The following is a 16,822-nucleotide window of genomic DNA, read 5'->3' as shown; positions in this document are numbered from 1 at the left end:
GTGTCAGAAGGCGCTCTGATAAGCGCCGCCGTCAATAACGAGATTCTGGCCCGTTATATAGCCTGCATGCTGCGAGCAGAGGAAGGCGCAAGCCTTTCCAAACTCTTCTGGCTGGCCAATGCGTCCCGCAGGGATGCGGGCTGCGCGCTTGGCAGCTTCTGCTTCTGCGGTGGTGCCGGTCTTCTGCGCGGAGAAGGCAAAGCCTTTGCGCAGGCGGTCCGTGTCGAATGCACCGGGCAGGATATTGTTGATGGTGACATTGGCCCCGGCAACGGTACGGGCAACGCCGGCCAGAAAGGCCGTCAGTCCCGCGCGGGCGCCGGATGAAAGATCAAGTCCCGGAATAGGCGCATAGACTGAGGTCGAGGTGATGTTGACGATGCGGCCAAAGCCGCGCTCAACCATTCCGTCGATGACCGCCTTGATCAGTTCGATCGGGGTGACCATGTTCTGCGTCACGCCTTCAAGAAGGGCTTCGCGGTCGAGCAGGCGGAAGTCGCGGAAGGGTGGTCCGCCATTATTGTTGACCAGAATATCCGGGTTGGGGCAGGCGGCGAGCAGCGCCTTCTGACCTTCTGGCGTCGAAACATCGGCGGCGACAGCGACCACATTGACACCATAAGCCGAGCGAATGGCGTCAGTTGTCTCAAGAAGAGTTTCTTCACTGCGTCCGTTCAGCACGATATCGCATCCTGCCTCGGCCAGTGCTTCGGCGCAGGCGCGACCCAGACCTTTGCTGGAAGCGCATACGATTGCCTTGCGACCTTTCAAGCCCAAATCCACGGCTCGATCCTCTTTGCTTTTTAAAGGTCATGGAGACATGCCACCAAGCGCCAAGTGCAATCAACCGGATTCTGGTTGACGCGCTGATGTGTCCACTTTTCTCGACGCTCATTTGACCATTTTTCGGTGTTTTTCACGCACACTATTCGGTGATCGTGTTTTGCATGGGGCTGTCTGTTCGTCGGCCACTGTCATCTGCGCATTACAGTCCCGTCATAACTCTGTGACATGAATCAGGTTCTCTGCACGTAGTTTCAGGTTGCCATTGAGAGGGACAACCAAATGAGCACCGATGCAGCGCAGGCCAAGAAACTCCGGACGATTTTTATCTCGGATGTGCATTTGGGATCAAAGGCCGCGCAGGCCGATCTGCTTCTCGATTTCCTGCGCTACCATGATGCGGAAACGATTTTTCTGGTCGGCGATATCGTCGATGGCTGGCGATTACGGCGCAACTGGCACTGGCCGCAGGAACATAACGACGTTGTCCAGAAGCTTCTCCGTAAAAGCCGCAAGGGCACCAACATCATCTACATTGCAGGCAATCACGACGAGTTCCTGCGTAATTTTCAGGGAACGCATTTCGGCGGCATCGAAGTGATAAACCGCGCCATTCACGAGACGGCGGATGGCCGCAAGTTTCTGGTGATCCATGGCGATCAGTTCGACGTGGTGGTGCGCAATGCCCGTTTCATCGCTTATCTCGGCGACTGGGCCTATGACACGGCGATCTGGATCAACACGGCGATGAACCGTTTGCGCTCGCTCTTCGGGTTGCGCTACTGGTCGTTTTCGGCCTGGGCGAAATTCCGCGTGAAAAAGGCGGTCAATTTCATCGGCGAGTTCGAAACGGTGGTGTCCGAAGAGGCGCAGCGCATCGGTGTCGATGGCGTCATTTGCGGTCATATTCACCACGCCACCATCGAAAAGATGAACGATGTTGAATATATAAACACCGGCGACTGGGTGGAAAGCTGCACAGCGGTGCTGGAGCATTTCGACGGACGTATGGAACTGGTCAGCTGGACGGAAATGCGCGACGAAAAATCGTCCGACGGCAGGGCTCTCGCTCACGATAATCGGGCCGACGACAACAGGATAGTCCGTCTGCCACGTCCTGCCCGTAGCGCGGCGAAAATTGCCGGATGAACAAGCTCGTCATCGTCACCGACGCCTGGCATCCGCAAGTCAACGGCGTCGTTCGGACACTGACAAAATGTCAGGACATGATGCGCGCGCGGGGCTATGAAGTGATTGTGGTTTCGCCACTCGACTATAAGTCGGTTCCGTGCCCGACCTATCCGGAAATCAGACTGGCACTGACCACACCCGGCGCATTTCGGCGGCGGTTGGTGCAAATGCAGCCTGATTATATCCACATCGCCACCGAAGGTCCGCTCGGCTACATGGCGCGACAGGCATGTCTGAAAAAGGGCTGGAGTTTCACCACCAGTTTTCACACGCGCTTTCCTGAATATGTTGCGGAGCGCGTCCCGGTTCCCTTGAGCTGGAGCTATGGCTTTCTGCGGCGGTTTCACAATGCCGCATCGCATACGCTGGTTCCCACCCAATCCATTCTGGATGATCTGAAAGAGCGCGGTTTTACCGGCCTCAATCTGTGGACACGCGGCGTGGATCGCGGTGTATTCCATGCCCGCGCCAATGTGAGCCGCGATCTGCCGGAACCTGTTTTCATCTGTGTTGGACGCGTGGCGACGGAAAAGAACCTACCCGCCTTTCTCAGTCTCGATCTACCCGGCACCAAGCTGATTGTCGGTGACGGCCCGGCACTCGATGATCTGAAATCACGCTTTCCCGATGCGGTATTTGTGGGCAAGCGGGAAGGCGAGGCGCTGGCCGAAACCTATGCGTCGGCTGACGTGTTTGTTTTCCCGAGCCGGACAGACACGTTTGGCCTCGTGCTGCTGGAAGCAATTTCATCCGGTCTGCCTGTTGCGGCTTTTCCCGTACCGGGATCGAAAGACGTCATCGGCGCGACGGGCGCGGGTGTTCTTTCGGAAGATCTGCGCGCGGCCTGTCTGGCCGCGCTGGAGCTTGAGCCTTTCGATCCGGAACAGGTTCTAAAACCCTTCACCTGGGATGCCTGCGCAGACATCTTTGAAGAGGCTTTGACCTCCATAGCGGGCGGACAGCCCCCCGTTCGGGACTATCAGGCAGTTCAGCCCCAGACAGTCGCTTCCGGCGGATAAACAAGCGCGCCATCATAACGAAGGCCGGGTTCGCGGTCCTGTGCAAGGAGCAGTGGTCCGTCGAGATCGACAACCGTTGCCTTCTGGGCGAGCAGAACTGCGGGCGCCATGCCGAGCGATGTGCCCACCATGCAGCCGACCATGATCTTCAGGCCGAGCCCAATGGCCTTTTCGCGCATCACTAGCCCTTCGGTCAGCCCGCCTGCCTTGTCGAGCTTGATATTCACGGCATCATAGCGCTTGGCTAATTCTTCCAGACCCTCTGACGTGTGAACGCTTTCGTCGGCGCAAATCATGACCGGACGTTCGATCTGGCTCAGGATCGCATCCTTGCCAGCGGGCAGGGGTTGCTCGATGAGGATCACGCCCGCATCGGCAGCGGCGCGCATATTTTCGGCAATATTCGCATCGGTCCAGCCTTCGTTTGCATCGATGATGATGCGACTGTTCGGCGCTGCCGCGGCAACGGCGCGAATGCGTTCAATGTCGTTGTCGCCGCCCATCTTCACCTTGATCAGCGGATAATGCGCGACTTTAGCGGTCGATTCCGCCATTTCTTCCGGCGTGCCCAGCGAAACGGTAATCGCGGTCTCCAGCGGCTTGAACGCACCGCCCAGCATATCGGCAACACGTTTGCCGGTGGTCTTGGCTTCCAGATCCCACAGGGCGCAATCGACCGCGTTGCGGGCGGCACCGGCTGGCATCAGCGTCTGGATATCCTGACGCGTTGCACCATCTTCGATCTGTGCCCGGACGGCTTCGATTGCTGCCGTGACGCTTTCGATGCTTTCGCCATAGCGTGCATAGGGAACGCATTCGCCGCGCCCCTGATGTTCACCGTTGCCGATTGCACACACAACGACTGCTGCTTCGGTCTTCGACCCGCGCGAAATTGTGAATTTTCCGGCGATAGGGTAGCGTTCAACGAGGATGTTCAAGGTATTCTGCATGGAGAGCCTTCCGAATCTCAATCCCGAAAAGTTGATGGGCTTTTGGGATGAGATAGTGCGTGAGAGCGCGAAATTGGGGTATTCGTCTGATTCAACGGGCGGATGCTCCAATACGCTGTATTTCGGTCGTGTTACGACTCGTATATGAGGTTTGCCATGTTGACCGACACTGCTGACAAAGCAAGAGCCGCTGCGAATGTCGCGCCAAAGATCGATGTGGCCGATCAGGATGGCGTGCGTCTGGTTCGCCTGAGCGGACGCTGGGTTTCGCAGAGCGTTCATCTTGTCGACGACAAAATGCGCAGTCTCGAAAAAGTTGCGGGCGGCCAATCCACGCATATCGATGCTTCCGGCATTTCCGGCCTCGATACGGCAGGCGCGTGGCTTGTCGAGCGGCTGAGGCAGCGTCTCATCACCCAGAAGGCGGATGTTCAGCTTGAAGGTATCCGCGAAGCCTGGGCACCGCTGATGGACGAAGTCGGCGGTGCCGTCGAACGCGCGCTCGACGTTCCGCGCGCCAAAAAGCCGTTCTTCGTTATCGCGTTTCTGGCAGCCCTTGGTGGCGGTGTCGTCTCGATTTACAATGACTTCAAGATGTCGATGCATATTCTGGGCGCCACCATTCGCGGCGCGCAGCTGAAATATGGTCGTGGGAGCGGAATTCCGATTGCCGCCATCGTGACGCAGATGGACCGCATGGGCGTGGGTGCCATTCCCATTATCGTGCTGATGTCGACGATTGTGGGCGCCATTATCGCACAGCAGGGCGCGTTTCAGCTTCGCTATTTTGGCGCTGAAATCTTCGTGGTCGATCTGGTTGGCATTCTGGTTTTGCGTGAACTGGGCGTGCTTTTGACCGCGATCATGATTGCCGGTCGTTCCGGCAGCGCCATCACGGCCGAAATAGGCTCCATGAAAATGCGCGAGGAAACCGACGCGCTGACCGTCATCGGGCTCAATCCCGTTGGAGTTCTGGTGTTTCCGCGCCTTGTTGCGCTCGTCATCGTGCTGCCGCTGCTGACCATTATTTCCAATCTGGCGGCACTGGTAGGGGCAGGTGGTGTCGCATGGTTCTATTCCAATATCTCGCCGGAGGCCTTTATCAGCCGTCTGCATGATGCCGTGGCGCTCAACACTTATTTCGCCGGTTTGATCAAAGCGCCATTCATGGCGATGATTATCGGTATTCTTGCTTCGGTCGAAGGTATGAAGGTCGGCGGAAGTGCAGAATCACTTGGACGCCGGGTCACAGCATCGGTGGTGAAGGCTATTTTTGTGGTTATCGTTGTCGATGGCATGTTTGCGATGTTCTACGCAGCGATCAATTTCTAGAATTTTGTATGGCCGTTGTTTTGTTTGGGTTCTTTGAGACACAGTTACACAAAAATCTGATCCTGCATTGGCCTTCCGCTGTTCAGTCGGAAGCGCGGCTCGGTTAAAGAATAGATATGGAGAACGGTATCGACGCAGAGTCGCAACCACAGCAGGACGATGGCCAGCACACGGCGATACCGATGATTTCGGTGCGCGACGTGACGGTGTCGTTTGGCCGTGCGCCGGTGCTCGATAAGCTGTCCCTCGATATCTACAAGGGCGAGGTTCTGGGCTTCATCGGTCCGTCCGGATCGGGCAAGTCGGTGCTGATGCGCACCATATTGGGCTTGAACAAGAAGCAGTCCGGCGAAATCGAGATTCTTGGGCGCAATATCGATCACCTCAATGAGCTGGAAAAAATGGCCATCGACATGCGGATGGGCGTTCTTTTCCAGCATGGCGCACTGTTTTCGGCGCTCAACGTGCTCGAAAATATTCAGGTGCCGATGCGCGAATATCTCGATCTGTCGCCAAAGCTGATGGATGAGCTGGCGCGACTGAAGATCGATCTTGTGGGACTGAAGCCGGATACGGCAGAGAAATTTCCGTCGGAACTTTCCGGCGGCATGATCAAGCGCGCCGCTCTGGCACGTGCGCTGGCGCTCGATCCGGACATCGTCTTTCTTGACGAGCCGACCTCGGGGCTCGATCCGATCGGCGCCGCGGAATTCGATGAATTGATCGCGAATTTGCGCGATACGATGGGCTTGACGGTCTATATGGTCACGCATGACCTCGACAGCCTGTTTGCGATCTGCGACCGCATAGCAGTTCTGGGGAACAAAAAAGTGCTCGTCAGCGGCACGATAGAAGACATGCTGCATGTAGACGATCCATGGGTTAAATCCTATTTTCGGGGCAAGCGTGCGCGCCAGATCGATACTTCGGCGCCATCAAGACGGCGGCCCGGCAGCCGCTTGCAGACGGGATAAGATATGGAAACAAAAGCCAATTACGTTCTGGTCGGGGTTTTCACGCTGCTTGTCAGCCTGCTGGCTTTCGGATTCGTGTACTGGATTGCGCGCTTCGGTGAGGCCCGCGATTCCATTCCCATGGATGTGCGCATTCCCGGCTCCGTGACGGGCCTGACTGTCGGCAGTCAGGTTCTCTTCAATGGTATCAAGGTTGGCGATGTTCGTCGTCTGCGCCTTGATGAGAGCAACCCGGAAATGGTTATCGTGCAGACGCGCGTGAATGGCAGCACGCCGATCACGCGCTCGACGGCTGCAACGCTCGGCTTTCAGGGCTTGACCGGACAGGCCTATATCGAACTGAAGGGCGGCAGCCTGGACGAGCCTAACCTGCTGACCGAAGCGGCGAAGGAGGATACGGTCGCGCGTATCGACGCCGATCCATCTGCGGTCAACAATCTCCTTGCCACCGCGCAGGATATTTTCGGACGTGCCAACACTGTGCTGGGCGAGCTGGAAGGCTTTGTCAAAGAAGCGCGTGGTCCTCTGACCGACACGATTAACAACACCAAGACATTCACCGACGCACTGGCCAAAAACGCCGATGTGCTTGACGAACTGGGTTCCAACACCGGAAACATCAAGCAGATCATCGAGGATGCCAAGGAAACAATGGCGCGGCTCAATGCGGCTTCGGTGCGCGTTGACGGCATTCTGGCCAAGACCGACAAGCTTCTGTCTACGGACGATAAGGACGGTGTGGTGGCGCAGGCCAAGGCGACGCTCGAATCCATTCGCCAGACCTCGGACAATCTCGACAAGCGCCTCGGACCGATTGCAGATAATTTGCAGCGTTTTTCAGGTCAGGGTTTGCGCGACGTGCAGTCGGTGGTCGTGGATAGCCGCCGCTCCATACAGCGTATTGAGCAGGCCATCACAGATCTAGAACGCAACCCGCAGCGTCTGATTTTCGGCGGGCAAGGCAGTGTACCCCAGTATAACGGAAGGGCGCGTCATTGATTTTCTTAAGCGGAAATTCGACAGGTGGGACGAATGGCTTGAAATCGCGCTGCAAGATTGGTGCCGTGGGTTCGGTTTCGCTCTTGCTGGCGGCGCTTCTCGCGGGCTGTGGGACGACACCTCTCGATACATTCAATCTGAGCGCGCCGAAACCTGCTGTTTCGTCGCCGAGCCGCAAGAGCCTACAGTTGCTGGTTCCGACACCAACAGCATTGAAGGCGCTGGACAGCGAAAACATCGTTATCAGCTCAGCGCCGGGTTCCATCGAGTATCTGAAGGGCGCACAATGGGGCGACAGGCTGACGAATATCGTCCAGTCTCGCCTTGTCCAGGCCTACGAGAATACTGGAGTGTTTGGCGGTGTTGGGCGTCCGGGTGATGGTCTGGCGATCAATTATCAGATCCTGACTGATCTTCGCATGTTTGGCGTTCAGGTTAGCGGCGGTTCCAGAACGGCTGTTGTGGAACTCGCCATCAAGCTCATGAACGACAAGACCGGTGAAGTGCGCTCCACACGCGTGTTTCGGAATTCCGCGCCGGTCAGCGGCACCGGCAATGCGGCTTACGTGAAGGCGCTTGATGCTGCCTTTGATCGTACGGTGAATGAAATCGTCACTTGGACGGTTTCATCGCTGTAAACCGCGCAAATGCCGAATAGATGATTTGAAATGAAAAGGCGGGGTGCAAACCCCGCTTTTCTTTTGTCCAGCTGTAGCAGCCAAAGCACGCCGGATTTCGGTCTTATCAACCCATCGCCGCGTTGCCACGTTTGTTAGTCTCACTTCCTTTCGGTAAACAAAAAACGCGGCCCGAAAGCCGCGTTCTGAATTGCGTGTGATCTGGTACCTGATTAGCGCAGGCGACCGCTGGCATGGGCCAGCATGGTGTAAACCTTGCCGGTGTCGGACGTCAGATAGGTCTGCGTCACCATATTATCGCGGTCGTTACGGGCGACGTCTTCGAGCAGACGCTGGAAGTCGTCCATGTAGCGGTCCACGGCGCGGCGGAATTCGCCATCCGTCTGATACTTACGCTTGATGTCGTCAAACGTCTGTTGGCCCTTGAGCGTGTAAAGGCGACGGGTGAAGACGTTGCGCTCGCCGCGGCGGTAGCGGTCCCACAGTTCAACCGATGCTTCATGATCGATTGCACGGGCGATATCGACCGAAAGCGAGTTCAGCGATTCAACCACATGGCTCGGCGAACGCGGAGCGGCGGTTGGCTGCGCCTTGGGCTGAACGGCTTCTTCTTCTTCACGCGATGCGCGGGCAAGGAGATCGGAAACCCAGCCGCGAGGCTTGTCAGCGGTAGCGGCAGGTGCCGATGCAGCCGGAGCTTTTGGCATTTCAACTGGGCGCTGGCGCACGGCAACATCAGCCTGTGGCGCTGGTGCAACTGGCGCCTGAACAGGGGCCGGGCGCTGTGCAGCTGGCGCCGGACGCGAAACCGGACGGTCTGCGCGGCTTTCACCAACATCGACCAGGCGGCCAGACTTGTTGACGATTTCAGCCAGTTCCTTAAGCGCGCTGATCTGCTCGCTGACGGCCTTGCGCATGGCAGTCGTCGTTTCCTTGGCTTCAGCAGGCATGTCGAGAACGCCGCGCTTCAGCTCGCCACGCGTGGTGTTGAGCTCGGTGCGGATTTCGCCAGCGGTGCGGCGGATATCGTCTGTTGCCGCCGAGAACTTCTGCGCTGCCTGCTCGACGATTTCGGAAACGCTTTCGCGCATCTTTTCCGCCGAGGCGCGGGTCTGGCCTTCTGCGCGCTGGAATGCCGAAGCAACCAGAGTTTCGAAGGACTGCATCAGCTTCTCGATACCTTCCGACTTCTCGACAAGGCCGGAAGCCAGCTTGTCGAGCGCCTGCTGGCGGTCGGACAGCGTGGAGACAAGACCGTTCTGCGCCGAATTGATCATGTCGGAGGCCGAGGAAAGAACCTTTCCATGGTCTTCGAAACGGTCGGCAATGTCGGCAATCTGCGACAGGGTGCTGTCGGAGAGTGCACGCAGCGTACCGATATTCGTGTCGATCAGGCCGGTCGAGGCCTGGAACATCTGAGCAGCCCGATTGGTGTTTTCAACGAAGCTCGACGTGGTGTCGACGAGGCGTCCATCAATATCCGTCAGGTTGCGCGTTGCAGCGTCGATTAGCTTGCCAAGCTCGCCGTTCGAAGTGGAGAGGCGATCGATCAGCTCGCTGACATTGTCGGACAGACCGGCCTTTGCCTGCTGAACGGCTGCAATGGTTTCTGCCGTGCGGTTTGCCAGTGCGTTGACCAGAGCGGCGTTTTCCGAACGCAGGCGGTCGGTTGCGGCATGGGTTGCTTCTTCAAGCTGCTGTGCCAAACCGCGTCCGCTGTCGGCAAGGCGCTGGACCAGCGGCTCAGCCGTATCGTTGAGGATCTTGGTGATTTCCTGCGAGCGGGCCGAGAGAACCGCATTGAGTTCACGCGTGCGCTCTTCAAGGGTAACAGCCGTTGTATCCGTGACCTGCGCGATGCGGGCTTCCACGGAGCCGAGTTCCATCGTGATGCGCGAACCAATGTCGCCCAGACGGGTGGCAATCGCGTCGGCGCGTTCCGCAAGGCGGGCTTCGGTGCCTGCCAGATTGTCGGCAACGCTGACAGAGAAGCTCTCGCTGTGACCAGCAAGGGTTTCGCTCGTCTTCGATGCCGTATCGGCGATGCGGGCCTCGATGGCACTGAGTTCACCGGTGAGGCGGTTTTCGATGGCTTCAAGGCCGCTTGCAATCGCGCCAGCGCGCTCATTGAGGCGGATTTCGGTGCCCGCCAGATTATCGATAACGTTCGCAGCGAAAGCCTCGCTGTGACCGGCAAGGGTCTCGCTTGTCTTGGTTGCGGTGTCAGCGATGCGGGCTTCGATAGAACCGAGCTCGCCGGTGAGGCGGGTTTCGATATCGCCGAGGCGTCCGGCAATCGCATCGGCGCGCTCGCCCAAGCGTGCTTCCGTGCCCGACAGATTGTCGATCAGGCGCGCGCTGAATGCTTCGCCGAAGCCATCCAGAGCCTGACCGGCCTTTGCTGCTTCTGCGGAAAGCGTGCTTGCCGCTTCGCCGATCTTCTCACGCAGCGAGCTTGCAACAACACCGGCGCTTTGTTCCAGTGCGCGGCGAACATTGTCGACGCCGATGGATAGCGCCTTTTCCATGGTCTGCGTGCGTTCTTCGATAATACCAGTCTGGCCAGCAAACGCGTCGTTGATGATAGCGCTGCTATCCGCAATGACGTTTCGCAGGTTGGCGGTGTGCTCTTCAATCGCACCGTTCTGACTGGCGAATGCCTGGCCAATGACGGAACCGCTTTCGGCGATGACACTGCGGAGATTGGCCGTGTGTCCTTCGATAATGCCGGTCTGGCCTTCGAACGCCTGACCGATTGCCGAAGCACTGTCGGCAATCGCGCCGCGCAGATTGGCGGTACGCTGATCCAGAACATCGCTATGGTCTTGCAGCGACTGGTTGAGCGAGGCAGTGCTGTCGCTCAGCGTTGCGCGGATTGCTGCGGCACGTGTTTCAATCGTCTGCTCATGGCCGTTCAGAATATCGACCAGCGAGTCGTTATGGTTGCTCAGGACGGCGCGGAGGCCACTCGTGCGTTCCTCCACCTGACGAACATGATCACCAAGCGTTGCTTCGAAAGCCTCGCGTCCGGCGGCAATGGACTGGCCGAGCGTTGCCGCGCGTTCGTCCAGAATGCGCGCCAGCGAAGCCTGGTTGTCGGCAATCAGGGCCTGAAGCGAATTGACGCGGTCATCGAATGCGCGCGCCATGATTTCGCGATTTTCGTTGAAATTATCGCGCATTGCCGCCGTGCGCTCATCCATCAGCTGAGCAAGCATGGCCTGATTGCCGGTGATGACCGTATGCAGGGCGGAAGCGCGTTCTTCCAGCGAACGGGCGTGATCGGCAAAGCTTCTATCCAGCTGTGCCGAATGGCTCGCCATTGCCTGCTGCAGCGCATTGGTGCGCTCAGCCAGAATGGCCGCATGGTTATCCGCGACGGAGTTGAGCGCCGATGCGCTACCGTCAATCGCATTGCGGATGTCATCGGTGCGGGCTGCCAGCGTATCGGCATGTCCGCGAATGACTGCCGACACGCGGTCGGTTTCGCCTTCGAGCGAAGCAGCCAGCACATCGCGGCTTTCTGCCAGCTTACCTGCAAAGGCGGCTGCCTTTTCACCGAGAAGATTGCCGACGCTTTCACCGATAGAGGTCAGATCGTCGCTGATCTTCGTCTTGGTTTCGTCGATCATCGAGCTCAGCGAAGCGCGACCGCCGGAGAAGGTCTCGGCAATTTCACGGGTGCGGGCGATGAGGTTCTCGTTGATCTGACGCGAGCGTGTTTCCAGAGCGGCGTTGAGCTTCTCTGTGCTGCTGTCAAGTGCATGAGCGCGTGCCTCAAACTCGGAAAGCAGGGCATGACCGCGTTCGGACAAGGTGCCTTCCAGATTGGCAAGGCGCGTGTCGAATTCGCTGACCATCGATTGCGTCGAGCTGCCAAGCAGATTGGCAATGCCAGCGGCGCGTTCATCGAGAGCCGTCGTGAAGCGTTCGGAGATCGTGCGGGACTGTTCGTCCAGCGTTGCGATACGCGTATCGAGCAGATTGGCAAAAGCCTCGCCCGAGGTCGTGATGCGCGAACCGATGTCACCCGTGCGGGTTTCGATGGCTTCGGCAATGGAGCTGCCGCTCTCATTGATGCTGCCGATTAGACGTTCGCCGGATTCGCTCAACAGCGAGCTGAGCTGCTGGGAAGCAGACAGAACATTATCGCGGATGATGTTGGATGCGCTCGACAGTTCTTCCTTGAGCTGTTCGTGGGCGCCGGAAATCGACGAGCGAACGCGTTCAGCGTGGCTGACGACGGCTTCGCGCTCATTGCCCAGATCGCCGACCAGCGAACGGATGCGAACTTCATTATCGCTATAGGCGCGTTCAAGCTGATTGACCTCGGACTGAACGAGGGTTTCCAGCTCGACGGCGCGGGCGAGTGTGCGCTCGATGCCTTCGTTCATGGCAGCCACTTCGCGACGCACAGCCTGGCTCAGCGTCGAAACACGATCAGCCGATACGGCTTCGGGCTGAAGCAGCTTCATCGCCGCTTCAGACATGCTGCGTGCGGCGTTGTGCATTTCCTGCGCGCGCTTCACAAGCTGCGCAAAGCCCCAGAACATGGCAACGGGCAGGGCGACGCCTGCAACCACACCAATGCCTGCGGGCGAGGTGAAGAAGTTCTTGGTGGCCTCAAGGCTGGAGAAAACAGCCGGATCGATGGCCTTGCCGAGTGCGACGCCACCGGCTGCCCACAAAACGCTGATGGCTGTGGTGGTCCAGTAAAGCTTGGATGTGCGCTCGGTCACGCGGCGCGGCGCGGTTGCGATAGCACGATCGTTGCGCGAATCATCGTTGGCGGGTGTGCGTGCGGCAGGCGCTGCAACGCTGACGGTCGCTGCCGGTGCAACAGGGCGCAGGATTGCTTCCGGCGCTTCCGGCACATCTGCTACCTGAGGCGAAGGAGCGGCTTGCGTCGTGTCGGGCTTGATCGGGGTCGGCTTATGCGGCGTATTGGCGACGATCTGCTGCAGGGGCTGCTGTGTGGAAGACACGGCCTTGACCACCGGCGGTACGGGTGGTGCTGCAGGCGTGGCGATAACGGATGCAGAAACGATCGGAGCGACCTTGGTTTCGGCTGCCACGGCTGCGACCTTTTCGGGTTCAGCGGCTTTCGTCTTCTGTTCCGCGACCAGCTCTTCAGCGGCGCGCGAAATCTGCTCTTCCAGATCGTCGACCGAAAAACTCTCGTCGAACGCACTTAAATCCATATCGATATCGAGATCATCGCCGAAGTCGATGTCGAGTGCCTGTTCTAGTGCCTTTTCAACCTCAAGGTCGAGCTTTTGTGCCTTGGATTTGGAAGCCATTGTTCGCCTACCTCGTACTCAATTACCGTGACGGCCGGATCGTCAAAGAGCCGTTACTAAACTTTATCCGCCATTTTGCATCGTATCGGCTCGGTCCTGTTAAGGAAATAGGCGACACCCGCTGATGCCTAAAACTTTAAATACAAGGTTAACAGAAAACGCTTGGGTTCATAAAAATGCGGTGTTTTCGGGCTTTTTGCAATTATCAGCAAGTTGTGGAAATCAGCAGGGGTCGCTTTTTGCAGTTCGAAAGGCGATGCAAATTCGTTAACAAAATTGCTCGTATCTCGAATTCGATATCCTATAGCGCAATTATAAGCTGTATTTGCCGGGTGCAGGATTCGTCCATCCGACATGTCTGCATTCCCATCTTGTCATCATATGCCGCAAACTTGCGCAACGGCAAGGCGGAGTTTTGCAGAAAACCCATTATATCGGCGCTTGCGCACCGCTTATACATTATAAAACACGGCATATTGGCGCAGTTGGGCTTAACGGGGCTCTTGCAGTTGAAACTAAGGCCGGAACGCCGTATCTGCCATTGCGAGATTATGCGTGCAGATCCCAATTTCAGGTGATCCATCGCAAGGGATAAAAGATCGCGTGGCTTCACGCGTTTCAAGGAATGAAAATGACCAAGATCGTATTCGTATCTGCTGACGGCGCGACACGTACCGAAGTTGAGGCCGATAACGGTTCCAGCGTGATGGAAGCGGCCATTCGCAATGGCATTCCGGGCATCGACGCCGAATGCGGTGGCGCATGCGCCTGTGCTACCTGCCACGTCTATGTTGATGAAGAGTGGACGGAAACGGTTGGCGGGCCTGATCCGATGGAAGAAGACATGCTGGATTTCGCCTATGAGGTGCGTCCAACTTCGCGTCTGTCCTGCCAGATCCGCGTGACCGATGAGATCGACGGTCTCGTCGTTCAGGTGCCGGAACGCCAGAACTAAGAAAATGGCGGCTGCTCCGGGGATCGTTATAAAGAATGATATAGCGATCATCGGGGCAGGGCCTGTTGCACTTTTCGCCGTATTCCAGCTCGGCCTGTTCGGGTTCAGATGTCAGCTTATCGACGCGCTGGATCGGCCGGGCGGACAATGTTCCGCCTTCTATCCCGACAAGCCAATCTTCGATATTCCGGGTTTCCCCACGATCATGGGCGACGAGCTGGTTTCCCGGCTCCTGGAACAGATCGCGCCCTACGAACCCACATTCCATTACGGTCAGACCGTCACGACGTTGGAACGCGCTGGAGATCGCCTTGTCCTGACGACGGCCAACGATGCTTCATTTGCGGCGGATGCCGTGGTGATCGCTTCGGGTCTCGGTGCTTTCGGACCGGATGGCCAGATCGTGCGGCCCGATCCATTGGCCGAAATCGCTTTGGAAAGGGCTGGCAATGCCATTGCTGTCGCACCTGAAACTTTCGCGACCTCACAGCCCGATATCTATGCGATTGGCGATGCCTGCCATTATCCGGGCAAGCTGAAGCTAATCCTGTGCGGTTTTCATGAAGCCGCCCTCATGACGCAGGCTGTGCGCAAGAGGTTGCATAAAGCCGGATCGTAGGAATCAGCGCGGCAGTTGATTCATCTTTTCAAGACGATAGGTCAGCAGCCGCTCGAAGCGCTTTTCAAAATTGATGGTCTCGACGCGGTCGAAGCGTTGCTGCGCTTCGTCATGGGCTTCCATCAGTCGGGCGGTGATCCTGTCGATATCCTTGCGCAAAACGGCGCAGTCCGAGCGGGTGGGGAGGGCGCGGATCTGTCGTTCCATCTCGCTGGCATGGCTGCGCGCGATGACGATATGACTTTCCTCGTGACGGCGAATGTCCTGATAGAGCGTGTCCCAGATCAGCGCCAGTTCCGCTGTCGCCTTGCGGCGCTGCGCCCAGCGCGGCAGCGAGACTTTCGCGTGAACATTGACATAGACGTCCTGCACCTTGCAGGCCTTGCCCGGCGCACGACCATAGCGGACTTTGGCGTCGAATCGGATTTCAGCGGCGCCAGGATGATGCTGTCCTGTTTTCTTCAGAAAGGGGCCGCTGCGGGAGAGCGCCTTGTCGAGTTCGGCAGCTGTCTTGCCATTGACGGTGTAATATTTGAATTCACGGAAGATCGATGCGGCGTCGGCCTGAGATGCAAGGATTGCAAGAGCTGCGCCAAAAGCCAGAATCCGCTTTTTGAAAATCATATTCTGGCACCTTTTTCCTAAACTCGGAATAAACTCATATTTTGCCGTCGCAGCATGGCATGCAAACGTCAAGAGAACTATAACGCTTTGGTTAAATGACATTCGGCCAGCTTGGTTGCATCGCGGGCCTTAATTAGCATCTATACAGGAATATCCGGAAATGGCGAAAATCTGGCAACTGGCTCACGGGCGCAGCCTTGAGTTCGGGGAAAAGTCCGTAATCATGGGCATTCTCAACATTACGCCGGATTCCTTTTCTGATGGTGGGCATCACAATGAATTCGAAACGGCGCTTGCCGCTGCCGGAAAGATGCTCGAGGACGGCGCCACCATCATTGATGTTGGCGGTGAATCGACGAGGCCGGGCGGTGAGAGCGTCGATGCCGCAACAGAGGTGGCCCGCGTCGTGCCGGTCATCCGGGCGCTGACGGAACGTTTCGGCTGCATCATTTCAGTCGATACGTATCGGGCTTCAACGGCCAGAGCGGCGGTGGAGGCTGGCGCGCATATCGTCAACGACGTCTGGGGGTTGCAGCGCGAACCGGCTATTGCCGATGTTGCCCGCGAGACGGGCGCAGGGCTTGTCATCATGCATACGACCCGCGAGCGGGAAACCGATCCTGATGTCATCGAGGATCGCGCCGTTTTTCTAAACAAGTCGCTGCAGGTTGCATCTGCGGCGGGCATTGATCGATCCCGCATCATGCTTGATCCGGGTTTCGGTTTCGGCAAGACCGTCGAAGACGACGTGATTTTGATGGCACGGATGGAGGAACTACATCGTTTCGGCTATCCGTGGCTGGTCGGCACATCGCGCAAACGCTTTGTGGGCACGATCACGGGCGAGACCGACCCTTTGAAGCGTGATATAGCTACGTCTGCGACCTCGGTTGCGTTGCGACTGGCAGGAGCCGACATCTTTCGCGTTCACAATGTCGCTTTTAATAGAGACGCACTTGCGGTTGCGGATGCTATCCTGCAAGTGAAGCGCAGCGAGAATATGAGAAAGTGAAGCCGTGTACACGATCCGGATTATGAATTGCGCATTCTTTGCGCACCACGGCGTGTTCGATGAAGAACACAAACTCGGTCAGCGTTTTTATGTCGACGCCATTCTGGATGTCGATCCCGGCAATGCGCTGGAAAGCGATGATATTGAAGGGACCGTCCATTATGGAACGGCTTTCACTGTGATCGAGGAAATCATCACCGGTCGCCAGCGCTATCTGATCGAAACGCTGGCGCTTGACGTCGCCAAGGCTCTGAGCAAGCGGTTTCCGCAAATCAAGCGCGCCGAAATCACCATTCGCAAGCCCAATGCGCCAGTGCCGGGTGTTCTGGATCATGTTGAGGTCACGGTGGTTCATCCGCAGTGAGCGCAGTCGCAGGACCCTATCGCGCCTGGCTTGGCCTCGGCGGCAATATTGACGACCCCATT

At 57.6% G+C, this 16,822-nt stretch carries 13 protein-coding genes and 2 pseudogenes; 10 read left to right on the top strand and 5 right to left on the bottom strand.

The genetic code is table 11. The annotated features are described in order from the left end of the window. Positions 1–3: 3 nt before the first annotated feature. Positions 4–783, bottom strand: coding sequence for an SDR family oxidoreductase (locus tag WIX40_RS09035; protein ID WP_109368922.1), 780 nt, complete (start codon positions 781–783; stop codon positions 4–6). Between the two features lie 282 nt (positions 784–1,065). On the opposite strand from WIX40_RS09035, the gene WIX40_RS09030 reads away from it, so the two are divergent. Then, positions 1,066–1,932, top strand: a complete 867-nt coding sequence (locus WIX40_RS09030; RefSeq protein WP_181376086.1) for a UDP-2,3-diacylglucosamine diphosphatase — start codon at positions 1,066–1,068, stop codon at positions 1,930–1,932. Further along, positions 1,929–2,993: a glycosyltransferase family 4 protein gene (locus WIX40_RS09025; RefSeq protein WP_109368923.1), complete on the top strand. Its 1,065-nt coding sequence runs from the start codon at positions 1,929–1,931 to the stop codon at positions 2,991–2,993. The genes WIX40_RS09030 and WIX40_RS09025 overlap by 4 nt, the downstream gene beginning before the upstream one ends. On the opposite strand, the gene dgcA is transcribed toward WIX40_RS09025, so the two are convergent. Continuing rightward, positions 2,963–3,943 carry an N-acetyl-D-Glu racemase DgcA gene (dgcA, locus tag WIX40_RS09020; protein WP_109368924.1) on the bottom strand — a complete coding sequence of 327 codons (981 nt, stop codon included), beginning with the start codon at positions 3,941–3,943 and terminating at the stop codon, positions 2,963–2,965. The two genes, WIX40_RS09025 and dgcA, sit on opposite strands and share 31 nt — an antisense overlap. A gap of 156 nt (positions 3,944–4,099) precedes the next feature. Here dgcA and WIX40_RS09015 point away from each other — a divergent pair, with 156 nt between their 5' ends. From WIX40_RS09015 to WIX40_RS09000, 4 genes are all read left to right on the top strand, one after another. Then, entirely contained in the window at positions 4,100–5,275 is a 1,176-nt protein-coding gene (locus tag WIX40_RS09015; protein ID WP_109368925.1) for an MlaE family ABC transporter permease, read from the top strand. Positions 5,276–5,391: 116 nt separating this feature from the next. Then, entirely contained in the window at positions 5,392–6,249 is an 858-nt protein-coding gene (locus WIX40_RS09010) for an ABC transporter ATP-binding protein (protein WP_109368926.1), read from the top strand. 3 nt (positions 6,250–6,252) lie between these two features. Continuing rightward, entirely contained in the window at positions 6,253–7,248 is a 996-nt protein-coding gene (locus tag WIX40_RS09005; RefSeq protein WP_109368927.1) for an MlaD family protein, read from the top strand. Between the two features lie 38 nt (positions 7,249–7,286). Then, positions 7,287–7,886, top strand: a complete 600-nt coding sequence (locus WIX40_RS09000; RefSeq protein WP_109370220.1) for an ABC-type transport auxiliary lipoprotein family protein — start codon at positions 7,287–7,289, stop codon at positions 7,884–7,886. 212 nt (positions 7,887–8,098) lie between these two features. Here the strand turns inward: WIX40_RS09000 and WIX40_RS23685 are convergent. Together WIX40_RS23685 and WIX40_RS23680 are read right to left on the bottom strand one after the other, a co-directional pair. After that, a pseudogene (locus tag WIX40_RS23685) lies at positions 8,099–10,516 on the bottom strand (apolipoprotein A-IV repeat region-like domain-containing protein); the annotation flags it as partial. Between the two features lie 99 nt (positions 10,517–10,615). Beyond that, positions 10,616–13,209, bottom strand: a pseudogene (locus WIX40_RS23680) (apolipoprotein A-IV repeat region-like domain-containing protein); the annotation flags it as partial. 608 nt (positions 13,210–13,817) lie between these two features. Here WIX40_RS23680 and WIX40_RS08990 point away from each other — a divergent pair. Both WIX40_RS08990 and WIX40_RS08985 read left to right on the top strand, forming a co-directional pair. After that, on the top strand, positions 13,818–14,141 hold the full coding sequence (locus WIX40_RS08990; RefSeq protein WP_109370221.1) for a 2Fe-2S iron-sulfur cluster-binding protein: 324 nt from the start codon (positions 13,818–13,820) through the stop codon (positions 14,139–14,141). A 4-nt stretch (positions 14,142–14,145) separates the two neighbouring features. Then, positions 14,146–14,760, top strand: a complete 615-nt coding sequence (locus WIX40_RS08985; RefSeq protein WP_109368930.1) for an NAD(P)/FAD-dependent oxidoreductase — start codon at positions 14,146–14,148, stop codon at positions 14,758–14,760. A 3-nt stretch (positions 14,761–14,763) separates the two neighbouring features. Here WIX40_RS08985 and WIX40_RS08980 read toward each other — a convergent pair whose 3' ends face one another. Further along, positions 14,764–15,384, bottom strand: coding sequence for a DUF922 domain-containing Zn-dependent protease (locus tag WIX40_RS08980; RefSeq protein ID WP_109368931.1), 621 nt, complete (start codon positions 15,382–15,384; stop codon positions 14,764–14,766). A gap of 160 nt (positions 15,385–15,544) precedes the next feature. Here WIX40_RS08980 and folP point away from each other — a divergent pair, with 160 nt between their 5' ends. Both folP and folB read left to right on the top strand, forming a co-directional pair. After that, the gene (folP, locus tag WIX40_RS08975) at positions 15,545–16,396 is read left to right on the top strand and encodes a dihydropteroate synthase (RefSeq protein ID WP_339439826.1); all 852 of its coding nucleotides are present in this window, start codon (positions 15,545–15,547) and stop codon (positions 16,394–16,396) included. Positions 16,397–16,400: 4 nt separating this feature from the next. Next, on the top strand, positions 16,401–16,760 hold the full coding sequence (gene folB, locus WIX40_RS08970) for a dihydroneopterin aldolase (RefSeq protein WP_109368933.1): 360 nt from the start codon (positions 16,401–16,403) through the stop codon (positions 16,758–16,760). Positions 16,761–16,822 lie beyond the last annotated feature (62 nt).

It is taken from the genome of Ochrobactrum teleogrylli (genome assembly GCF_037482325.1).
GTDB classification, from domain to species: Bacteria; Pseudomonadota; Alphaproteobacteria; order Rhizobiales; family Rhizobiaceae; genus Brucella; species Brucella teleogrylli.
Note: the sequence above shows the minus strand (reverse complement) of the source record. Positions and strands in the feature narration are given on the sequence as shown.

Excerpts from the sequence above, each read along its gene's own strand:
- WIX40_RS09030 (WP_181376086.1), top strand. The coding sequence starts at position 1,066 with ATGAGCACCGATGCAGCGCAGGCCAAGAAACTCCGGACGATTTTTATC.
- WIX40_RS09025 (WP_109368923.1), top strand. The coding sequence starts at position 1,929 with ATGAACAAGCTCGTCATCGTCACCGACGCCTGGCATCCGCAAGTCAAC.
- dgcA (WP_109368924.1), bottom strand. The coding sequence starts at position 3,943 with ATGCAGAATACCTTGAACATCCTCGTTGAACGCTACCCTATCGCCGGA.
- WIX40_RS09015 (WP_109368925.1), top strand. The coding sequence starts at position 4,100 with ATGTTGACCGACACTGCTGACAAAGCAAGAGCCGCTGCGAATGTCGCG.
- WIX40_RS09010 (WP_109368926.1), top strand. The coding sequence starts at position 5,392 with ATGGAGAACGGTATCGACGCAGAGTCGCAACCACAGCAGGACGATGGC.
- WIX40_RS09005 (WP_109368927.1), top strand. The coding sequence starts at position 6,253 with ATGGAAACAAAAGCCAATTACGTTCTGGTCGGGGTTTTCACGCTGCTT.
- WIX40_RS08990 (WP_109370221.1), top strand. The coding sequence starts at position 13,818 with ATGACCAAGATCGTATTCGTATCTGCTGACGGCGCGACACGTACCGAA.
- WIX40_RS08985 (WP_109368930.1), top strand. The coding sequence starts at position 14,146 with ATGGCGGCTGCTCCGGGGATCGTTATAAAGAATGATATAGCGATCATC.
- WIX40_RS08980 (WP_109368931.1), bottom strand. The coding sequence starts at position 15,384 with ATGATTTTCAAAAAGCGGATTCTGGCTTTTGGCGCAGCTCTTGCAATC.
- folP (WP_339439826.1), top strand. The coding sequence starts at position 15,545 with ATGGCGAAAATCTGGCAACTGGCTCACGGGCGCAGCCTTGAGTTCGGG.